The organism is Mesorhizobium sp. 131-3-5 (genome assembly GCF_016756575.1).
Lineage (GTDB): Bacteria > Pseudomonadota > Alphaproteobacteria > Rhizobiales > Rhizobiaceae > Mesorhizobium > Mesorhizobium jarvisii.
This window is the reverse complement of sequence record NZ_AP023255.1, coordinates 286,419-302,445: the sequence shown is the minus strand read 5'-3', so window position 1 is coordinate 302,445 and position 16,027 is coordinate 286,419. Positions and strand designations below refer to the sequence as shown.

General features: G+C 58.1%; 9 protein-coding genes and 7 pseudogenes. 4 read left to right on the top strand and 12 right to left on the bottom strand.

Features of this window, described 5'->3' with window-relative positions; genetic code table 11:
- Position 1 precedes the first annotated feature (1 nt).
- From JG747_RS33970 to JG747_RS33960, 3 genes and pseudogenes are all read right to left on the bottom strand, one after another.
- Positions 2-1,132: an ABC transporter substrate-binding protein gene (locus tag JG747_RS33970; protein ID WP_202362416.1), complete on the bottom strand. Its 1,131-nt coding sequence runs from the start codon at positions 1,130-1,132 to the stop codon at positions 2-4.
- Positions 1,133-1,469: 337 nt separating this feature from the next.
- Positions 1,470-1,682: a transposase gene (locus tag JG747_RS37925; RefSeq protein WP_446720628.1), complete on the bottom strand. Its 213-nt coding sequence runs from the start codon at positions 1,680-1,682 to the stop codon at positions 1,470-1,472.
- A 315-nt stretch (positions 1,683-1,997) separates the two neighbouring features.
- Positions 1,998-2,761: pseudogene (locus JG747_RS33960) on the bottom strand (IS701 family transposase); the annotation flags it as partial.
- Between the two features lie 381 nt (positions 2,762-3,142).
- On the opposite strand from JG747_RS33960, the pseudogene JG747_RS33955 reads away from it, so the two are divergent.
- Positions 3,143-3,313, top strand: a pseudogene (locus JG747_RS33955) (IS110 family transposase); the annotation flags it as partial.
- Between the two features lie 445 nt (positions 3,314-3,758).
- Here JG747_RS33955 and JG747_RS33950 read toward each other — a convergent pair.
- The 4 genes and pseudogenes from JG747_RS33950 to JG747_RS33940 form a co-directional block, all read right to left on the bottom strand.
- Positions 3,759-4,934: a M24 family metallopeptidase gene (locus JG747_RS33950; RefSeq protein WP_199201547.1), complete on the bottom strand. Its 1,176-nt coding sequence runs from the start codon at positions 4,932-4,934 to the stop codon at positions 3,759-3,761.
- Between the two features lie 106 nt (positions 4,935-5,040).
- Positions 5,041-5,721 carry a hypothetical protein gene (locus tag JG747_RS37320; protein WP_244748496.1) on the bottom strand — a complete coding sequence of 227 codons (681 nt, stop codon included), beginning with the start codon at positions 5,719-5,721 and terminating at the stop codon, positions 5,041-5,043.
- A gap of 366 nt (positions 5,722-6,087) precedes the next feature.
- Positions 6,088-6,210 (bottom strand): annotated as a pseudogene (locus tag JG747_RS37315) (IS256 family transposase); the annotation flags it as partial.
- 12 nt (positions 6,211-6,222) lie between these two features.
- Positions 6,223-6,444, bottom strand: a pseudogene (locus JG747_RS33940) (hypothetical protein); the annotation flags it as partial.
- Between the two features lie 1,605 nt (positions 6,445-8,049).
- Between JG747_RS33940 and ltrA the strand changes: the two are divergent.
- From ltrA to JG747_RS33925, 3 genes and pseudogenes are all read left to right on the top strand, one after another.
- Positions 8,050-9,564, top strand: coding sequence for a group II intron reverse transcriptase/maturase (gene ltrA / locus JG747_RS33935; protein ID WP_244748495.1), 1,515 nt, complete (start codon positions 8,050-8,052; stop codon positions 9,562-9,564).
- Positions 9,565-9,645: 81 nt separating this feature from the next.
- Positions 9,646-10,647 (top strand): annotated as a pseudogene (locus tag JG747_RS33930) (IS110 family transposase).
- A gap of 396 nt (positions 10,648-11,043) precedes the next feature.
- Positions 11,044-11,294: pseudogene (locus JG747_RS33925) on the top strand (transposase); the annotation flags it as partial.
- A 337-nt stretch (positions 11,295-11,631) separates the two neighbouring features.
- Here JG747_RS33925 and JG747_RS33920 read toward each other — a convergent pair.
- The 5 genes and pseudogenes from JG747_RS33920 to panD form a co-directional block, all read right to left on the bottom strand.
- Complete coding sequence (locus JG747_RS33920; RefSeq protein ID WP_199201544.1) at positions 11,632-12,762, bottom strand: DmpA family aminopeptidase; 1,131 nt, start codon at positions 12,760-12,762, stop codon at positions 11,632-11,634.
- A gap of 118 nt (positions 12,763-12,880) precedes the next feature.
- Positions 12,881-13,001 (bottom strand): annotated as a pseudogene (locus JG747_RS33915) (IS5/IS1182 family transposase); the annotation flags it as partial.
- A gap of 110 nt (positions 13,002-13,111) precedes the next feature.
- The gene (gene alr / locus JG747_RS33910) at positions 13,112-14,266 is read right to left on the bottom strand and encodes an alanine racemase (RefSeq protein ID WP_199201543.1); all 1,155 of its coding nucleotides are present in this window, start codon (positions 14,264-14,266) and stop codon (positions 13,112-13,114) included.
- A 46-nt stretch (positions 14,267-14,312) separates the two neighbouring features.
- Complete coding sequence (locus JG747_RS33905) at positions 14,313-15,413, bottom strand: D-alanine--D-alanine ligase family protein (RefSeq protein WP_199201542.1); 1,101 nt, start codon at positions 15,411-15,413, stop codon at positions 14,313-14,315.
- Positions 15,414-15,570: 157 nt separating this feature from the next.
- Entirely contained in the window at positions 15,571-15,999 is a 429-nt protein-coding gene (panD, locus tag JG747_RS33900) for an aspartate 1-decarboxylase (protein WP_199201541.1), read from the bottom strand.
- Positions 16,000-16,027: the final 28 nt, after the last annotated feature.

The window sequence follows — 16,027 nt, the reverse complement described above, 5'->3', positions numbered from 1 at the left end:
ATTACTCAGACTTCCATAGCTTAAAGCGTTCCTGAACCTCGTTGTTGTGGACGGACAGCCATTTCACGGCATCTGGATCGTCCAGGAATACCTGAGGTTCATCGAGGTGACTGCTGGGATAGATGTCTTTCCATTTTGGATTGACACCTGCCTTTGTATTCACGGGACCAACTGCCCAGCAGTCGGTGAGCCGCCCATTGATCTCCTTGCTCAAGACAAATGACAGAAACTGCATCGCTACCGACGCATTCGGATTGCCCTTGGGAACCGCCCAAAAGTCCATTCCTATCAAAGCGCCGTTCCAAACCATTCCTACTGGGGCGCCGCTGGCCCTTGCTGCGTCGGCGCGATTTACGAACGCCATAGAAAGCGACGCCTCACCGGAGGTGAGCAGGTCTTGAACTTGGCTCCCAGAGTCGAAAAAGATTAACTCGCTCTTGATTGAGTCAAGCTTTTTGAAGGCGCGATCATAATCAAAGGGCACGATATTCTTGGCCGGCACACCGTCGGCCAACAATGCCATTGTAATGAGAGGTTGCGCTAAGTTGTTGACGCCGCGCTTCCCCGGAAATTTCTTTAAGTCGAAAAAATCTGCCCAACTTTTCGGAGTTTTTCCGCCCGTTTTATCAGAATTATAGCTAAGCACGATTGTCCACGTATCAAGTGGAACAGCGTTGTCGAACGCAAAGCCCGGTATAATCTCGTCTTTTTTTATTGATGTGTAGTCGATCGGTTCAAGGTAGTCAGAGCCGTCTTTGCTTAGAGCGAACATTGAGTCAGTCGATTGCACGTCTGCCTGATAGTGGCCAGTCTTCACTTGTAGGGGGAACTTTGAATTGTCGAGGTTTTCAGGTGTAGTTTTAACCTCGATCCCCGTTGCCTTTTCAAATGGGTCGAAATACGCGGCTTTCAGGCAGTTGCCCCATTCGCCAGTTCCCGTTTGGACTGTCAGCGTTTTAGTTTCCGCTTCCGCGCGGTTAAGTGCGGGGAACGATCCCAAGATCGCGCCCAATGCAGCAATCCCGCCCATGGTTATTCCACTCAGCAGCAGCCGCTGCCGCGTCAGACCCTTTATGCACCGGTCGCGACCGTGTGACGTTCTCGATGTCATCACATTCCCCTTGTTCTTCATTTTTGTGTTCCAGCAACCATTTGAGAATGTGTGATCTGATAGCATGACACAAATTCAATTTTCATATGTCCATCATCTGGCGGTGAGATGCCGCCAATTCGGCCCTCTGGAACGTTCTTTCCCGCCGTCCTTGATTGTATCGACCTGTTCGAGTCCCCGAGCTTAGAGCTCTCTCCGATTGGGGTCGTTGCGGTCAAGGTGCTCCTGCCGTCGCTCCAGATGCGATGCATGAACACCGCCAGTCGGCGGGCGGGCGCAACGATGGCTTTCTGCTGGCCGCGCCGCTTGGCGACGTCCACCGCCCTGGCCTTCAGCCAGGACCATTTCGTCACCCGCGTCAGCAGGGTCTGCGCGGCTTCGTAGACGTTCGCATCATGCCCTCGCCGCATAATGAGATCCCGCCCACCCGGCGGCTTTCGCCCGATTCATGGAGCGCCGGCGTCAGGCGCAAAATTGGACCGACGGCCTTGGAGTTGCGGAAGCGGGCGGGGATATCGATCGTCGCGGTGTAGGCCAGCGACACGACGGGGCCGATACCGGGGATCGACATCAGCTGGCGGCAAACCTCATCATCCCGGACGATCGCCAGAAGCTTGCGGTGCCGGGCGGCATAATTCTGGCGCAGCTTGCGGCGCGTCGAGCAACGGTTCGACGATCTCGACCAGATCGGGCTTGCCTTCGGTGAGCTCGCGGATCCGCTCCTCAAACTGGCCGCACCGACCTTGCCAACCTTGAGACCGAAGTTGCGCAACGGCCCGCGGATGTCGTTCTCGATGGCAATCGCCTTGTCCTTTAAGAGCTTGCGCGCCGTCAGCAGCGCCCGGCGCTTCTGACTCGTCAGGGTCTTGACATGCACCGGGCGGAACAGATTGACCCACATCATCTGCGCGATCCCGCGCGTGTCATTGCGGTCGGTCTTGCTCACCTGCGCCTTCAACCAGGAGCCGAAATGATCGCCCGATTTAACCCCAAGAACGTAGCCTTTGCAGGCTCGGCGCAGGGTTCCCGACGACATACACCGCATCTGCGGCCACCCCTGAAACGGCACATCGGCTGCCAGCGCACGTCGTATCATATCGACAGCCAAGCCTGGCTTGGCAGCGAAGATTATAGCCTCAGGAACATGGGTTGCTGCAGGCCTTGCCGAATCGCCGGCCCAGCTCTTGGGCAAGTACAGGGCCCGACCGAAAAAAGCATGACCGCGAACGGACACATAGGCGGCGAACATACCGATCTGGCAGTTCGTTATCTTGCCTGCCGAACCTGTATATTGACGCGCAACTGGGATGTCTTGCCCTGCTTGAGGAAGCCTGTCTTATCGATGACAAGGACCGCGTCATCTGTGGCGAGGTTCTCCACAACATACTCTCGCACGATGTCGCGAAGTCCGTCCGCGTCCCAGCGTCCGCGACCCAGAATGGCCTGTTGCCGCCACGGGCCGGGATCACCGGCCGCCTCAGGCGCATCCAACCTGTCTTACGACGCTCGTCACCGATCAAGTCGTCCAAGAAAAGGCTCGCCGACGCCGCAACTCGCTCTTGCGTAAACAGTCCGCGCATACGGGTCTTCATGTCACGCAGCGACGATGCCCACAAATTCGACCGTTGTCTCGATTGATGCACCCGTCATCCATGACCTCCGAATCATGGAGACCTGTAGATTCAGACTACAGATGAATACGCAACTGTAATGCTTCTGTAATGGGTCCTCGTTCGTCAAGTCCCTTCTGAACGATATCTCATCGCCAGGATCATGCTTCTGTCCGTGGTAATTGGCGGAGAAGGCGACGCCCCGCCTGACCACAACCGATATCCCTGCTCTAAACCTAAACGCGTGGTCAAGCCCCCAATGGCGCGGCTAAGCCCGGTTCAACTTCACATTGACGTATAGTGCCTTTCGAAACAGATGGGGTGATTGGGGTCTCGACCCAGCCAGATGATGGCGGCTGCTCCTGTCGAAATGTGAAACGTGGTCGATGTGAGTCACCACAAACATTTGGAAGGAGCAGCCATGAAGTACTTTGCCGGGCCGGACGTGTCTTTGGAAGAGACCTCTATTCGCATTGTCGACGAGACTGGCCGGATCGTGAAGGAGGCAAGAGCGTTGAGCGATCCGCAGGCATTGTGTGACGCGCTGAAGGGGACCGGCTTGCCGCTTGAGCGGATCGACCTGGAAGCGTGCGACCACCCTTCGCGCCGTCGGAGCGATTCATCGCCTTGCCGAGCGGCTTGCGGAAAGCCTCCCACGGTAACACCGCATTCAGCTTCTCCAGCGGATCGCCGGCCTCGCTCAGTCGCAGATAGCGCTCGTCGATGTCCCAGAATCCCACCTGTCCCCGCATTCGCAGCCTCCCGCAAATCACAATGACAGTGAACCACGAAGCGGTCGAAATGGACGTTTTTCGGGGTGTCCACCTCCAAAACCCGCCTTCCATCACGACGGATCACCGCCGGCGCCTGACGAGGCTTGCCAAAAAGCGCCGCAACGGCGGCCAGATCGCCGCTTCAGACCGCCAAAAGCTCATCGCCCTGCATCAAGGCGGCTAATTCACGGAACTGCCAAACAAGGCTTAGCGTTGAAGTTCCACTCCTCAGAACGATTGGGGCGGCTTTGGAATACTTCTTATTCACGCACGATGAAGCGTGTTTGGAATGGTGCTCAATCTTTCCGCGCCACGCTCTGTCACTAAGACTTGTGCCCCTGTGCCAATCAAAAAGCCGTTTTCGCTGCACAAAATGTTAGGCATGTGCAAGGTCATACCTGGTTTAAGCACGTCCTCTGCACCCGGCTCCAAGCTGAGGTCGCCGCGTTCAGACCAATTTATACCCGTTTGGTACCCTGTTCGTTGGCGAAAGGCATTCTGACGACCGGAACGCTTGAGCACTTGGCGGCCGGCGGCGTCCACTTCATGCGCGGTCGCTCCTGGCTTAACTGCAGCAACCAGGGCCTCGATCACATCCTCAGCCAAAGCGTGCGTAGATTCTGTCTCAGGGTGCCGACCGAGCACGGCGGACCGGACAATACCTGCGGCGTACCCGTGCTTGGAAAATCCGACTTCAAAAAACGCCGGTTCGTTATTCTTGATTGCATGCCGGGTCACAGGACCATGCGGTAACTTTGTTCGCTCGCCAAGTAGCAACGTTGGAAGGCGCATCTCGATGTCACCATTCGTGTTGCTGGTATCTGCCGCAATGGCCGCCGACATACGCTCCAATACCTCCCGTTCGGTAATACCTTCTAGCAGAGAACTCTGAAAGGTTCGCACTGCTAAGTCGGTCATCCGCATGGCATCGCGCATGCACTGAAGCTCTAACTCGCTTTTCACCGCTGCCACCGCCGGGACAAGGCGCGTCGCATCGATAATTCGCATATCGGGTAGTTGCACTTGGATCGCACTGACGTCGGACGGCGCAAGGTTCCAGCAGCCGAGTTCAAAGCCCACCCGCTTGTTAAGCAAGTCGCATCGGCGAAGCACTGCAGCGCAAGTCGTGCCAAAATCGACCTGATGTCTATAGACTTCGATCCGATCAATGCAGCTATAAGCGCGAACTGCAAGCTCGTCGTATTCACGCACTAAGAATATCGGAAGCTGGCCGGGTACGAGTATCAGCGGAAACGGCCTGAAATACGCTCCGCTACCATCATATCCCGTTAGGTATCTGAGGTGACCTATAGCGGTCACCACAATCGCGTCTAGCTCGGCGTCCTGTACCTTTTCCAAAACCCTTTGCTGCCGACGCTCATACTCTGGTCGCGGGAAAGGAACACCGGTCATCGGAATCGTTGCGAATTCTGCAGTCATGAGCGCCTCATTGCGTTGGAAGTGTTGGCCGCCGACGAGCGAACAGCATTATGTTCCGGCTGTCTCAGCTCGTAAGGGGCGACTGAACGATATCGGGCTGCTTCCGTCAAACGCAGTTTTTATATTGTCGCCATCTTGGGCCGAGATGCATCAACACCAAGAGATCTGGAACAGAAATATGGATCGTGGTCGAGTAGCTCAGCCATTCGGCTTTCGCCCTCACAGATCCGGGCGGGCGGATTTCCCGCACCCGGCTCTTCCCGAGGGTAGCCCGCGCCATATCCGTGCTGCGCCCAAGTTCGAGTGATGCGCGGAGTTGGCAGGGGAAGCGCGCCGTCAGGGTCTCGAACTCCGACCAGCCCATGCGCCGGCTTTTCTGGCTGCCCCGTCTCAGACACCGTAGCCATATCCGGCGCATTTGCCGATGGAATCCGTTGAGCGCTGTGTGCGGCCTGCCGTAGTAGCCGTAGTGTCCACGCAGAACGGCGGCGAACCACCTGTGCTGCGCAGCCAGTGGCGCGTGCATGAGCCGCCAGGCATGCTGACGCAGCGCCGTCAGCTTGCGCGTCAGGCGTTTCCCTTCCGTCTTGTGCTTCACGATGAACCGGCCATCCCGGGTCCGCCCGCAGTAGTGGGTGAAGCCCAGGAAGGCGAAGGTCTCTGGCCGCAGCTTGCCACGCCGCTGTCGTGAGAGGGCCGCGAACCGCCCAAACTCGATCAGCCGCGTCTTGTCCTCATGGAGCGTCAGGCCAAAGCCGGCCAGCCGCGCCTTGAGGGCCAACAGCATCTCCGCCTTCTTCTCAAAGCCATGACGAAGTCGTCAGCGTAGCGCACGATCACAACACAACCGCGTCATGGCGACGTTGCCATTGGTGGGCCCAGAGATCGAGGACGAAGTGCAGGAGGATATTGGCGAGGAGCGGGCTGATGCCCGCCCCTTGCGAGGTGCCCTGTCCGTCTCTTGCTTCTCGCCGCTCTCAAGGGACGCCGGCTCGCAGCCACAACCCGATGAGCCGTAGAATACGAGGATCAGCGATCCTATGCGCCACCACTTGCACCCACAAACAGTCATCAGCTTGGCATGACGTACTCCACTGGAGTGGTGTAGCTGACGGCATTGGTCGCCGTGCTCTGCGGCATGGGCCGGAATTGATCAGCGCGCCATAGCCGGCAGGCTGATGAGCGGATCATCGCTCATCTGGCTGATGGTCTCAAGTATCGTGCAGTGCGCCCGCTGCACGGCCCATTCATCATTCTGTGCAAGCAGCAACGCGCCACCATCAAATCACGTCGGCTTGGCCGGCGTGCCGACCGGGCGGTAGAAGCGGTCAAACGCCTCATCAAACAGGGCCTACGGCGGCATCAACCCCGACAGCCGCACCAGCGGGTGCCTCATGTTGAGGAGCGCATCCAGGCGCTCGCGGAAAAGATCATTCTTGTCGCGTGATGGACCAGAGGAGGCATCGATAAAACACCGGGAAAGCAACGAGTCGGATTCGATTTCCCGCATTCTCCGATACTTCAAACCCCTTGGGAATCCATGTCTACAAGGCTTTCTGATGTTTTTCAGCGCCGACTAGGTAACGCTGGTGCCATCCATGAAGCGGATGCCGGGTCGGGCGACGCTGGGCGAAATCCATAGCGAGGCCGCGCACCGTCTGAAAGCCCGCCACGTAGACCGATCAGTCTTGGTGGCCAGCTCGGCAACTTGACCGAACCGTGCTGTACGGGTCAGCTCGTAGGTGCTGATGATAGCCTTCAATTCCAAATCAAGACTTCCAGAAAAATTTCGATCCGCCCCACCTTTCTCTCTGTTAGAACGTTCTGGCGAAGCGATGCGCTCATATCATTCTCCCACGAGCCACGCGATTTGATGCACGGTGCTGCCCAATTCCTCTTTGAGTGCGGCAAGCCCCACAACCCAGCGAACGCAGAAAGCGCCCACAGCCATGGGGCTGACATTTAGCCCGGAGGATTCAGTGCGCCCCGAGTGGAGTAGTCGATTGGTCTGGTAGCTGACGAGCGGCTCGGTCGGGCAACTGGCCGGGTCGAAGCCTCGTGACAAAAGCCGCCTTGGGCGGTTGAGCAATCTGGTGGGCCATAACGTGAGTGAAGCCTGATCAGGCCTCGAAAGTGATGATGTGGATGCCGACCCGCCTGAATTTCGGGGAAGGCCGCGCGAACGGGAAGCAATAGACATGTGCACCCGTTCGATCCGCCGGGTAATGGGCACGGCACGTGGCAAGGGTGATACGGGGTTGCGTGTTTCGGTAGTTCCCGGACACCCTTTTCGCTAACTCCTCTCGGTCATCTACATGAACCGGTTCCTGAAACATTGGCGGCTCACCGGATGTGAATCGGCGTGCAAAATTAGTTTTGGAAACGATCACGTAATTGCTGCCGTCGCTCCTTTGAACGAAGACTCGGCTGACGGCAAAAGCCGCCGACCATTGAGATCAAGGAGGCCGCAGTGAAGCAATATGTCGGACTGGATGGTGCGCCGTGACGGCGCGGGAGGTGAATATGGAATAGCCACCTCTCAAGCTTGCTGGTTTTCGACCGGCGGCTGTAATGCCGCCTCGCCCGCAGGAGCAGCGGGCGGAAGGGGGCCGAGAAGCCCGGCCGGGCGTCGCCGGTTGGGTGTCATAAGCAGATCGGCCTGAACTGTACCGGGTGCGGACCATCGGCCGCAGGCTGGGCTACCACAATGTCTATGGCGAGATAACGAAGTGAGCGCTGGAAGCCTCGGATTCAACCGGTAACGCCTCCAAGTTGCGCGATGGCGTGGGAGGTAAGAAGCGATCAGACGCGGTGGGGCTCGTCTATCCTCACTGCAGGGCGCGGACAACGCGTTCGAGACGGGGAAAGCTCTCATTGCCCTGTCTTCCGCATCGCCTGGGGTAAAGCTCACCGCCTACGGGCATGAAGGTTGGAAATCGGAACACGGGAACTTGGACTGTCTGCCCAGCATGGAACTGGGCTCGCCGCGACGGCCGGAGATGGACGGCACCAAGGGCGGAGCTTCCGTAGTAGTCGGAGCGCGGGAAAGCCGTGCACAGGGCGAAGGGAAGCAGGAAGACGGTAGACTTGCATGACGGAGGAGTGATCTGTGGACATGGATCACCAGGCCGACGAGGCCTGGGTACTCGGCGTTCAGCGCAAACTCTATCAGTGGAGTAAGGCAAATCCCGAAGATGCGTGGCGGGACATGTGGGGTTGGGTCACCGACCTGCGCATGTTGCGTCACGCCTGGCAGCGCGTAGTCTCCAATCGAGGCCGACGCACGGCTGGGATCGACGGGATGACCGTGGGCCGCATCCGGAATGGGATCGGTGAGCAACGCTTCCTCGAAGGGCTTCAGGCCGATTTGCGCTCCGGCGCATATCGACCCAGCCCTGCGCGGCGCAAGCTCATCCCCAAGGCCGGTAAACCAGGGCAATTCCGGCCCCTGGGCATTCCCACGATCAAGGATCGCGTCGTTCAAGGCGCGGTCAAAACACTTCTGGAGCCGATCTTCGAGGCGCAGTTTTGGCATGTCTCCTATGGGTTTCGACCCGGACGGAGCACGCACGGCGCCTTGGAGTATATCCGACGAGCTGCCTTGCCGCATAAACGCGACAAGGACACACGTCGGAACCGGATGCCGTATCCATGGGTCATAGAGGGCGACATTAAGGGCTGCTTCGATAATTTAAGTCATCATCATCTGTTAGAGCGGCTGCGCCAGCGCGTGGCTGACCGGCGGGTGACGAGGCTGGTCGGGCAGTTCCTGAAAGCCGGTGTTTTGTCGGAGGAGCAGTTCCTTCGCACAGACGCCGGCACGCCTCAGGGCGGGATTCTCTCACCGCTGCTCGCCAACATCGCGCTCAGCGCGATCGAAGAGCGGTATGAACGGTGGGTGTATCAACGCACCAAGGCCCATGCCGACCGCAAATGTGACGGGAGGACCGCGGCAGGCAGAGCGCGCTACTGGGATCGCATGGCTGGTCGCTGTGCGTTTCTGCCGGTGCGCTACGCCGATGACTTCGTGGTGCTGGTGTCTGGCACACGGGAGGATGCCATCGCGGAGAAGGCCGCGCTGGCGGACTACCTGCATCAGACCATGGGCCTTGAGTTGTCGCCGGAAAAGACGAAGGTCACAGCCATGACGGAGGGGTTCGAATTCCTCGGATTCCGCTTCATCATGCATTGGGACAAGCGCTACGGCTATGGCCCGCGCATTGAGATTCCCAAAGCAAAGGCTGCCAACCTGCGTCGAAAGGTCAAGGCATGTACGGGAACGAGTTCCACCCCGTGCAGTCTGGCCTCCAAGCTTCAGGAGCTCAATCCCATCCTGCGTGGGTGGGCGAACTACTACCGCCACTGCGCTTATGCCGGTCGGATGTTCACCAGTCTCGACTGGTACGCCGGCATGAGGATAGCGCGGTGGCTGCGGAAGAAACGCCCCAAAGCGCGGTCGCATGACATCTGGGCCTCATGCCAGCCCAGTGGTCGACGGCCAACGAGACGGCTTTGGCGCGAGGGAATGGTCGAGCAGCATATGCTCGCCTGGACCCCCGTTTGCCGCTTCCGTCTCGCATGGATGGATACGCCTGACTTTGCCATGTCTGCTGGAGAGCTGGGTGCGTAACGAAAGGCGCATGCCCGGTTCGGGGAGAGGCGGTGAGAAACCGGCCGCTGAAAGGCGGCGCGGCGCTTACCGCCTACTCTACTGTCGCAGAGGGAGACGAGCGTCTGCGTGGTCGATGATGCTGGAAAGACGGTGTTCCAGAGAAAGGCGAAGTCCGATCCGGGAGCCTTGACGGAGTTGCTGCGTAAACGTGCGCCTCACGCCGAGCGCATCGGATTTGGACGGGTGCCATGTCCAGCTGGCTCTGGCACGAGCTGAAAAGGGTCGGGTTGCCGGTCGTCTGCCTTATGCTCGGCATGCAAAGGCAGCGCTTTCAGTCCGAATGAACAAGAGCGATGAGAACGATGCCCGCGGCCTGACCGAACTGGTTCGCGTCGGCTGGTACCGGGAAGTGAAGGTCAAGAGCGCAGAGAGTCAGGCCACCCGGTCCATGCTCGTCGCACCGTCAAGACTTGTCGAGATCCGTCGAGACCCTCGAAAATCAGACACGGTCCATGCTGAAGGAATATGGGCTGCAGTTCGGTCGATTGATTGGGTCACAGTTCCGGCGAAAGGTTTGGGAACTGGTTGCTGACGGCCATCCGCTTCGCCCTGGTTCAGGCGCTTCTGTCTGTCCATGAGCAGGCCTGCTGTGAACAGGAGAAGCTTGATCGGCAGGTCCGGCATCTCGCTCGTGAAGACGAAGTCACACGCAGGCTGATGACAGTCCCCGGCATCGGCGTGATGACCGCGCTTACCTTCCGCCACACGATCGACGATCCCGCGCGCTTTCGCTCGGCTGCCAATGTAGGTGCCTATCTCGGCCTGACGCCGCGACGAAAGCAGTCCGACGAAACGGATATCAAGGGCCGCGTCTCACGTTGGGGAGATCGACTGTTGCGAACCTATTTATACGAGGCGGCCAGCGTGCTCCTGCACCGGACGAAGAAATGGTCCACACTGAAAGCCTGGGGGATGCGTCTGTCGAGACGGATCGGCTTGAAGAAGGCAAAGGTGGCGGTGGCACGGAAGATCGCAGTTCTGCTCCATTGCATTTGGCTTGACGGCACCAGCTTTGAGTGGGGTAACGAAAAGAAGGCTTAGTTGCCTCCACCCCAAACGAGTTCTCGGGCCGCTCAGCGCGGAACTCGTGATGTCCCCGCCGGGACGGTGGTTGCGGCGACCTCGGTCAAACGGCTGACAGCAGTTTACCTGCATCTCGTTGGAAACGTTGAGGCGCCCGACCCGAACATCATCATGAATTAAAGGGCCGTTTGACAATGGAACACGCTTGCCGGCCTATTGAGCGGTCGACAACGACGTCTATGACCGTGTTCGCACCTTCCTGCGCAACGGCACAAGGTGCAGGGACGCGGCACACAGCGTTTCTCTGACGACATTGTCTTCGGAAAACTTGGTGTCCTGCGTCTTCGACGCGTGCACATTGGACCGCCGGCGTGTGCCTCACGATGAAACCAGTCGGAAAGCCAGGATGCGGGAGCGACGGCCAACCAGTTCCGGCTGTTCCTGCATGCCGGCGTCTATTGGCTGATGTGGGGCCTGCGCGCTGCGATGCCGAACGCTCGAGCTTTGCCGTCGCCCAATTCGACACGCTGCGATTGCGCCTCATCAAGATCGCCGCGCGGGTGGTCGAGATGAAAACCCAGATCCGCCTGCACCTGCCGACATCCTGCCCCGGCCAGCGTATTCTGCGCATCGCCCTCGACCGCATCCCGCGGCTCGCGACATAGCCACAGGGCGTAGACGCCCCGAACCGAACCCGCCGACAGCGACCTGCAAACCCCCGCCTTCCATCACAACGGATCACCGCCGGCGCTGACGAGGCTTGCCAAAAAGCACCCACCGGCCGTCTGATCGCCGCTTCAGGCCGCCAAAAGCTCATCGCCGTGCATCAAGCGGGTTAGCTGACGCGAAATCGAGGCTGCAGTCTCGAAGGGGATCTCTCGGAGATGCGTGATGAGATATGCCGCGATGACACTTTCCGCCCGCGAGAATGTCGCCTGCCGCTCCTCGATCTTCTCGACAAAGGGGAAGGCGGCAGGCGCTGGCTGGGGCGCTTCTGGCCGCTCATCCGTTCAATCGTCCATAATTGCGCATGACCGCCTTTAAAGCATCATGGTCGATGGCTGCGACGCGCCGATTCTCGCGTCCCACCATTGGTTCGGCTGCCACAATGGCATTGATAATTGCCTCTTCCACGGATTGCGCCGTTGCCTCAAACATTGAGTCGAGCCTGTTGTTCGGTAGGAAAGCGAGGTCGCCCAGTACGGGTGCGGCCGCCGACTGGCTCTTGGTGAGGTTTGCCGTTGAGAAGGCAAGGCACAGATCGCCGGAGCCGTCCCCTGATGGTGTTCCGGTTCGGCCGATGCCAAGACCGGCGCGCCGCGCGAGCCGTTCCAGTTGGGTGGGCATAAGAGGTGCGTCGGTCGCAACGACGACGATGATCGAGCCCTGCTCGCCGGCCCAGAGTCGGTCCGCAGTGAGGTATTCGCCAACCGGGACGCCAAGAACCTTCAAGAGAGGACGACTGCCAAAATTCGCTTGTACGAGGCATCCGATCGTATAGCTCTCACCGAGCAGTTCTACGATGCGGGACGACGTTCCTGTGCCTCCCTTAAATTCGAAGCAGATCATCCCGGTTCCACCGCCGACATTGCCTTCGGCCAACGGGCCGCCGGAAGCGCCATTCAGAGCCTCCATCACATGCGCCAGCGTGACATGGAAGGCGTTCATGTCGTTGAGATAGGCGTCGCACGTCTCGGCCACGACAGGCAGCATCCAACTATATGCCCCAAACCCTATGTCGGGCTTCTCAATCATCCATTGCAGCATCGCCTGATGAACTGTTCCAAGGCTATGGGTGTTCGTGATGCCAATAGGCCCTAAGAAATATCCAGCTTCCCTAATCCAGTGTGTGCCCGTCATCTCGCCGTTTCCATTAAGCGAGTGAAAGCCTGCCCATACGGGGGCCTTCAGCGGCCCGGAACGACCCCGCGGAAGAATGGCTGTGACGCCGGTGCGCGCCGGCCCGTTACCCCCTCCATAGGAGTCGCTGGTAACGGTGGCATAGCCCACCTCCACACCGGCGACATCCGTGATGGCGTTGAGGGGTCCGGTGGTTCCAGAAAAAGGCAGTCCCAGGTCGCGCGCCCTCAGCTCTGCCGAAGCTCCCAATGTCGAGCGCTGAATGACTTTCATTGAGGTGTCCTCATTTGTTGGGGTCCTTCACCTGCGTAACCCTAGCAACCATTCATATAGTAGAATAATATTCATTGATAAATGATATCCTTGTCCCATACTCCTCGGAGCGCCGGACTTTAATGCAGAATCGGGCGGGTGAGACCTTGTCGGTGCGCTTGACGATTTCCAGTGTGAACTTGCAGCGCGCCCCTCAGATTGGGTCCGGCATAGCCGCCATCGGCGAAGACGTGGCTCAGCATAGATATCGCGGCGCTGGCTGCGCCTCGACCGGCGGAGGACTAAAGATGCTGTTCGACCCACCGTCTACTGGGACTGAACATCTGACATTCCTGATCGCGCCTCACTACTACATCGGATCACTCAAGTCATCTATCTGTGCTGCGACCGAGAATTCAGGATCCCCGACATACGATCGAACGGATCTTGAGCCAAGCGTCGTCAAGACCTCGTTAGGTATGGAACCTATTGCTTTGGCGAGGTCATCGAGCGATTGCGATGGGCCACAGATCTCGACCAGATCACCGAGCGACGGCTTTAGGTCAGCTGCCGAGCTAAGATCAATGATCGAGGTGTCCATGGAAACCCGACCGATGACGGGAGCCGACCGACCTTTATAATAGACCTGAAGTCGATCCCGATCGCCTCCAAGACTTGGGTACCGCGGATAGCCGTCTGCATAGCCCAAAGAAATCACCCCGATCAGGCTGTCCTTTTCAAGCCTGTAGGCCCGTCCATAGCCCACATACTCTCCATGCCGATGTGTCTTCACTTGGAGGAGCCGTGCATTCACAGTAACAACTTGTCGAAACGGGTTATTGTGGCTCGCGAAAGGGTTGCCACCGTAGAGACCTATACCCGGACGAACTAGGTCAAAATGGGCACTAGGGCCGAGGAAGCACCCTGCCGAGCCGGCGAGCGAGGCCCGCCGGAGCTTTCCGAACTCCTTTCGGACCTCCCAGAAGGTCTCGATCTGTTCTCTATTGCGAGGATCTGAAGGCCGGTCGGCGCAGGCCAAGTGGCTCATGATCAGATCGAAATACTGTGTGCGACCTTCGATCAGCCGTTTCAGAGCGCCCAGCTCCTCGACTCGGAAGCCGAGCCGATTAATCCCGGTGTCCACATGCAGAGCGGCTCCGCCCATCCAGGCTTCACGGTCGCAGAATTGGATCCAAAGCCGAACTTGACGCTCCGAGGTGAGTACCGGCTTGAGCTTGAACGTCTTGTAGGCTGGCTCAGTGCCAGGAAGAAGTCCGTTCAGAACATATGTCTCAACAGTGCTGTGCTGGCGGAGTTGAGTTCCTTCTCGGAGATGGGCCACGAAGAAAGTGGCGCAACCGTGCGAGGCCAAGTGGCGAGTGACCGCATCGAGACCAGTTCCATAGGCGTCGGCCTTGACTACAGCCGCAACATTAGCTCCAGGGCAAAGAGTTCGGAACTCATTGAAGTTCCGGGCAAGATTGCCGAGCTTGATCGTTATCTCGAGCGAATGGCAGTGGAGCATTGGTCTTCTGCACTGATAGCAACATTCCGTGAGGCGCGAATGGGAATTAGGATGCCACTGTTGATGGCAGTCCGTAGCGGATGCGACTCGTCTCGATCTTACGGGTCTCTTCTAGATGCCGTTGATACATCTCATTGGAGGCAGCCAGCCGAATGATGTGGTGAAGGTCGAAGCCGGCTTTTGCGAGCATTTTGGGAAAGATACTTCCCGCAGTCAGCCCCGGGACCACATTGACTTCGAAGAAGTAAACACGTTGCTGCTCGTCAAGGATGAAATCGAGTCGCCCGAATGTATGTAGCTTGAACTCCCTAGCAATCTGCGTGGAAACCGAGGCGACACGAGTTTGTAGGACGTTCTCTACGTCATGGAACTCAACAGAGTAGCTTCCCTTCTGCGTCTTCTGATCGTATCCCAGGAAGCCTGAGGGACTGTTGATCCGCGCAACTGGAAGCGCCGTAATCTCATGGCGGTCGATTAAGACGCCGCAGGTGTACTCCGTTCCAACAATTCGCTCCTGGACCAAGAACGAGGGGTCATAAGGAGCGATCCGTTCGGAATAGGAACGGAGGCCATCCTCTGAGAGCTCGTCTGTGCACTCGGTTAAGAAGGATCCTCCAAGCGTGTTAGGTTTGAGGACACACGGGCCAGCAAGATGCCGTAGCGCCTCTGCGATGCCGGCTTCGAGATTGCCTTGGGAGACGTGGACCATCGGTATGGGAGTTAACTCGGGGCAAAGTCGATTGGCAACTACGCTTTGCAGATACTTATCTGCTGAGAGCATGGCCGCAGTCTTGTCGCCAAAGCTACCTGGAATGTCGTGGAATTGGGCAAGAGCCTGAATTTGGCCATCCTCTCCGTCCTGACCCTGAAGAAGTGAAAAGACAAAAACGCCGTCGCTCTTGAGTAGATGAGCGAGAGAAGCGAGCGGATGCGTCTCGGCGCGAGTCGCGAACTCGTCGTGCTTGGGAAGGCAATCCCCTTCCAGCACAAGCCTGAGTACGTCCCCAAATCGGGAGATGTAGTAGATGGATACCGGTGAAATATTCGCGTCGGGAGCATTGTTTAGAACGTCAGCGACGTGATTATACATCGCAATCGACCAGTCGTGCTCCACGGACCGGCCGCCATACATGAGCGCCAATTGCATACGAGATTACCTTTCGAGGTGAGTTGCAGGGTCAGCCTTATGGTTGGGCTCGGAACACGAGGAGCATCCGGATTAAACAGGACGGGCTCTGCTTGGTATACCCTCAGTGTTTAGTCCGACCTCTTGAGCTATCAGCGATTGGCTCGACTCGGGACTTTTAGGCGTTGCCGTCACGAGGCCCTTCGCCAACCGCGAACGTCATCGTTCCATCATCCCTGACTCCGGCATCGTAGAACATGCGGTCGCGGACAGAATTGTCTCGGTTGAACGTCAGCACTCGCGGTTTCATGTCTGCGATCTGATGCTTATCAATATATGCGGAGGAGCAAATGATTATCTCATCTCCGACTTGGCAGGTGCGAGCAGCGGCTCCATTCAGCACACAGCAACGAGAACCCCTCTCACCGTAAATGACGTACGTGCTGATTCGCGCGCCTGAAGCCCTGTTCCAGATCTCAACGAATTCGAGCGGAAGAATACCTGCTTCATCGCAGTGATCTGGATCAAGCGTTATTGAACCGTGGTAGTTCAGATCCGAGTCTGTCACGGTGATGCCATGAAACTTGGCGGCAACGATTTTTCTCATCTACAGATTTCCTCTTTCGGTTATGTAT

What these genes read in the sequence shown, in the direction of transcription:
- alr (WP_199201543.1), bottom strand. Translation starts at nt 14,266, where the DNA reads ATGCTCCACTGCCATTCGCTCGAGATAACGATCAAGCTCGGCAATCTT.
- JG747_RS37320 (WP_244748496.1), bottom strand. Translation starts at nt 5,721, where the DNA reads ATGCTGTTGGCCCTCAAGGCGCGGCTGGCCGGCTTTGGCCTGACGCTC.
- JG747_RS33920 (WP_199201544.1), bottom strand. Translation starts at nt 12,762, where the DNA reads ATGAAAGTCATTCAGCGCTCGACATTGGGAGCTTCGGCAGAGCTGAGG.
- panD (WP_199201541.1), bottom strand. Translation starts at nt 15,999, where the DNA reads ATGAGAAAAATCGTTGCCGCCAAGTTTCATGGCATCACCGTGACAGAC.
- JG747_RS33950 (WP_199201547.1), bottom strand. Translation starts at nt 4,934, where the DNA reads ATGACTGCAGAATTCGCAACGATTCCGATGACCGGTGTTCCTTTCCCG.
- JG747_RS37925 (WP_446720628.1), bottom strand. Translation starts at nt 1,682, where the DNA reads ATGTCGATCCCCGGTATCGGCCCCGTCGTGTCGCTGGCCTACACCGCG.
- ltrA (WP_244748495.1), top strand. Translation starts at nt 8,050, where the DNA reads ATGGATCACCAGGCCGACGAGGCCTGGGTACTCGGCGTTCAGCGCAAA.
- JG747_RS33970 (WP_202362416.1), bottom strand. Translation starts at nt 1,132, where the DNA reads ATGAAGAACAAGGGGAATGTGATGACATCGAGAACGTCACACGGTCGC.
- JG747_RS33905 (WP_199201542.1), bottom strand. Translation starts at nt 15,413, where the DNA reads ATGCAATTGGCGCTCATGTATGGCGGCCGGTCCGTGGAGCACGACTGG.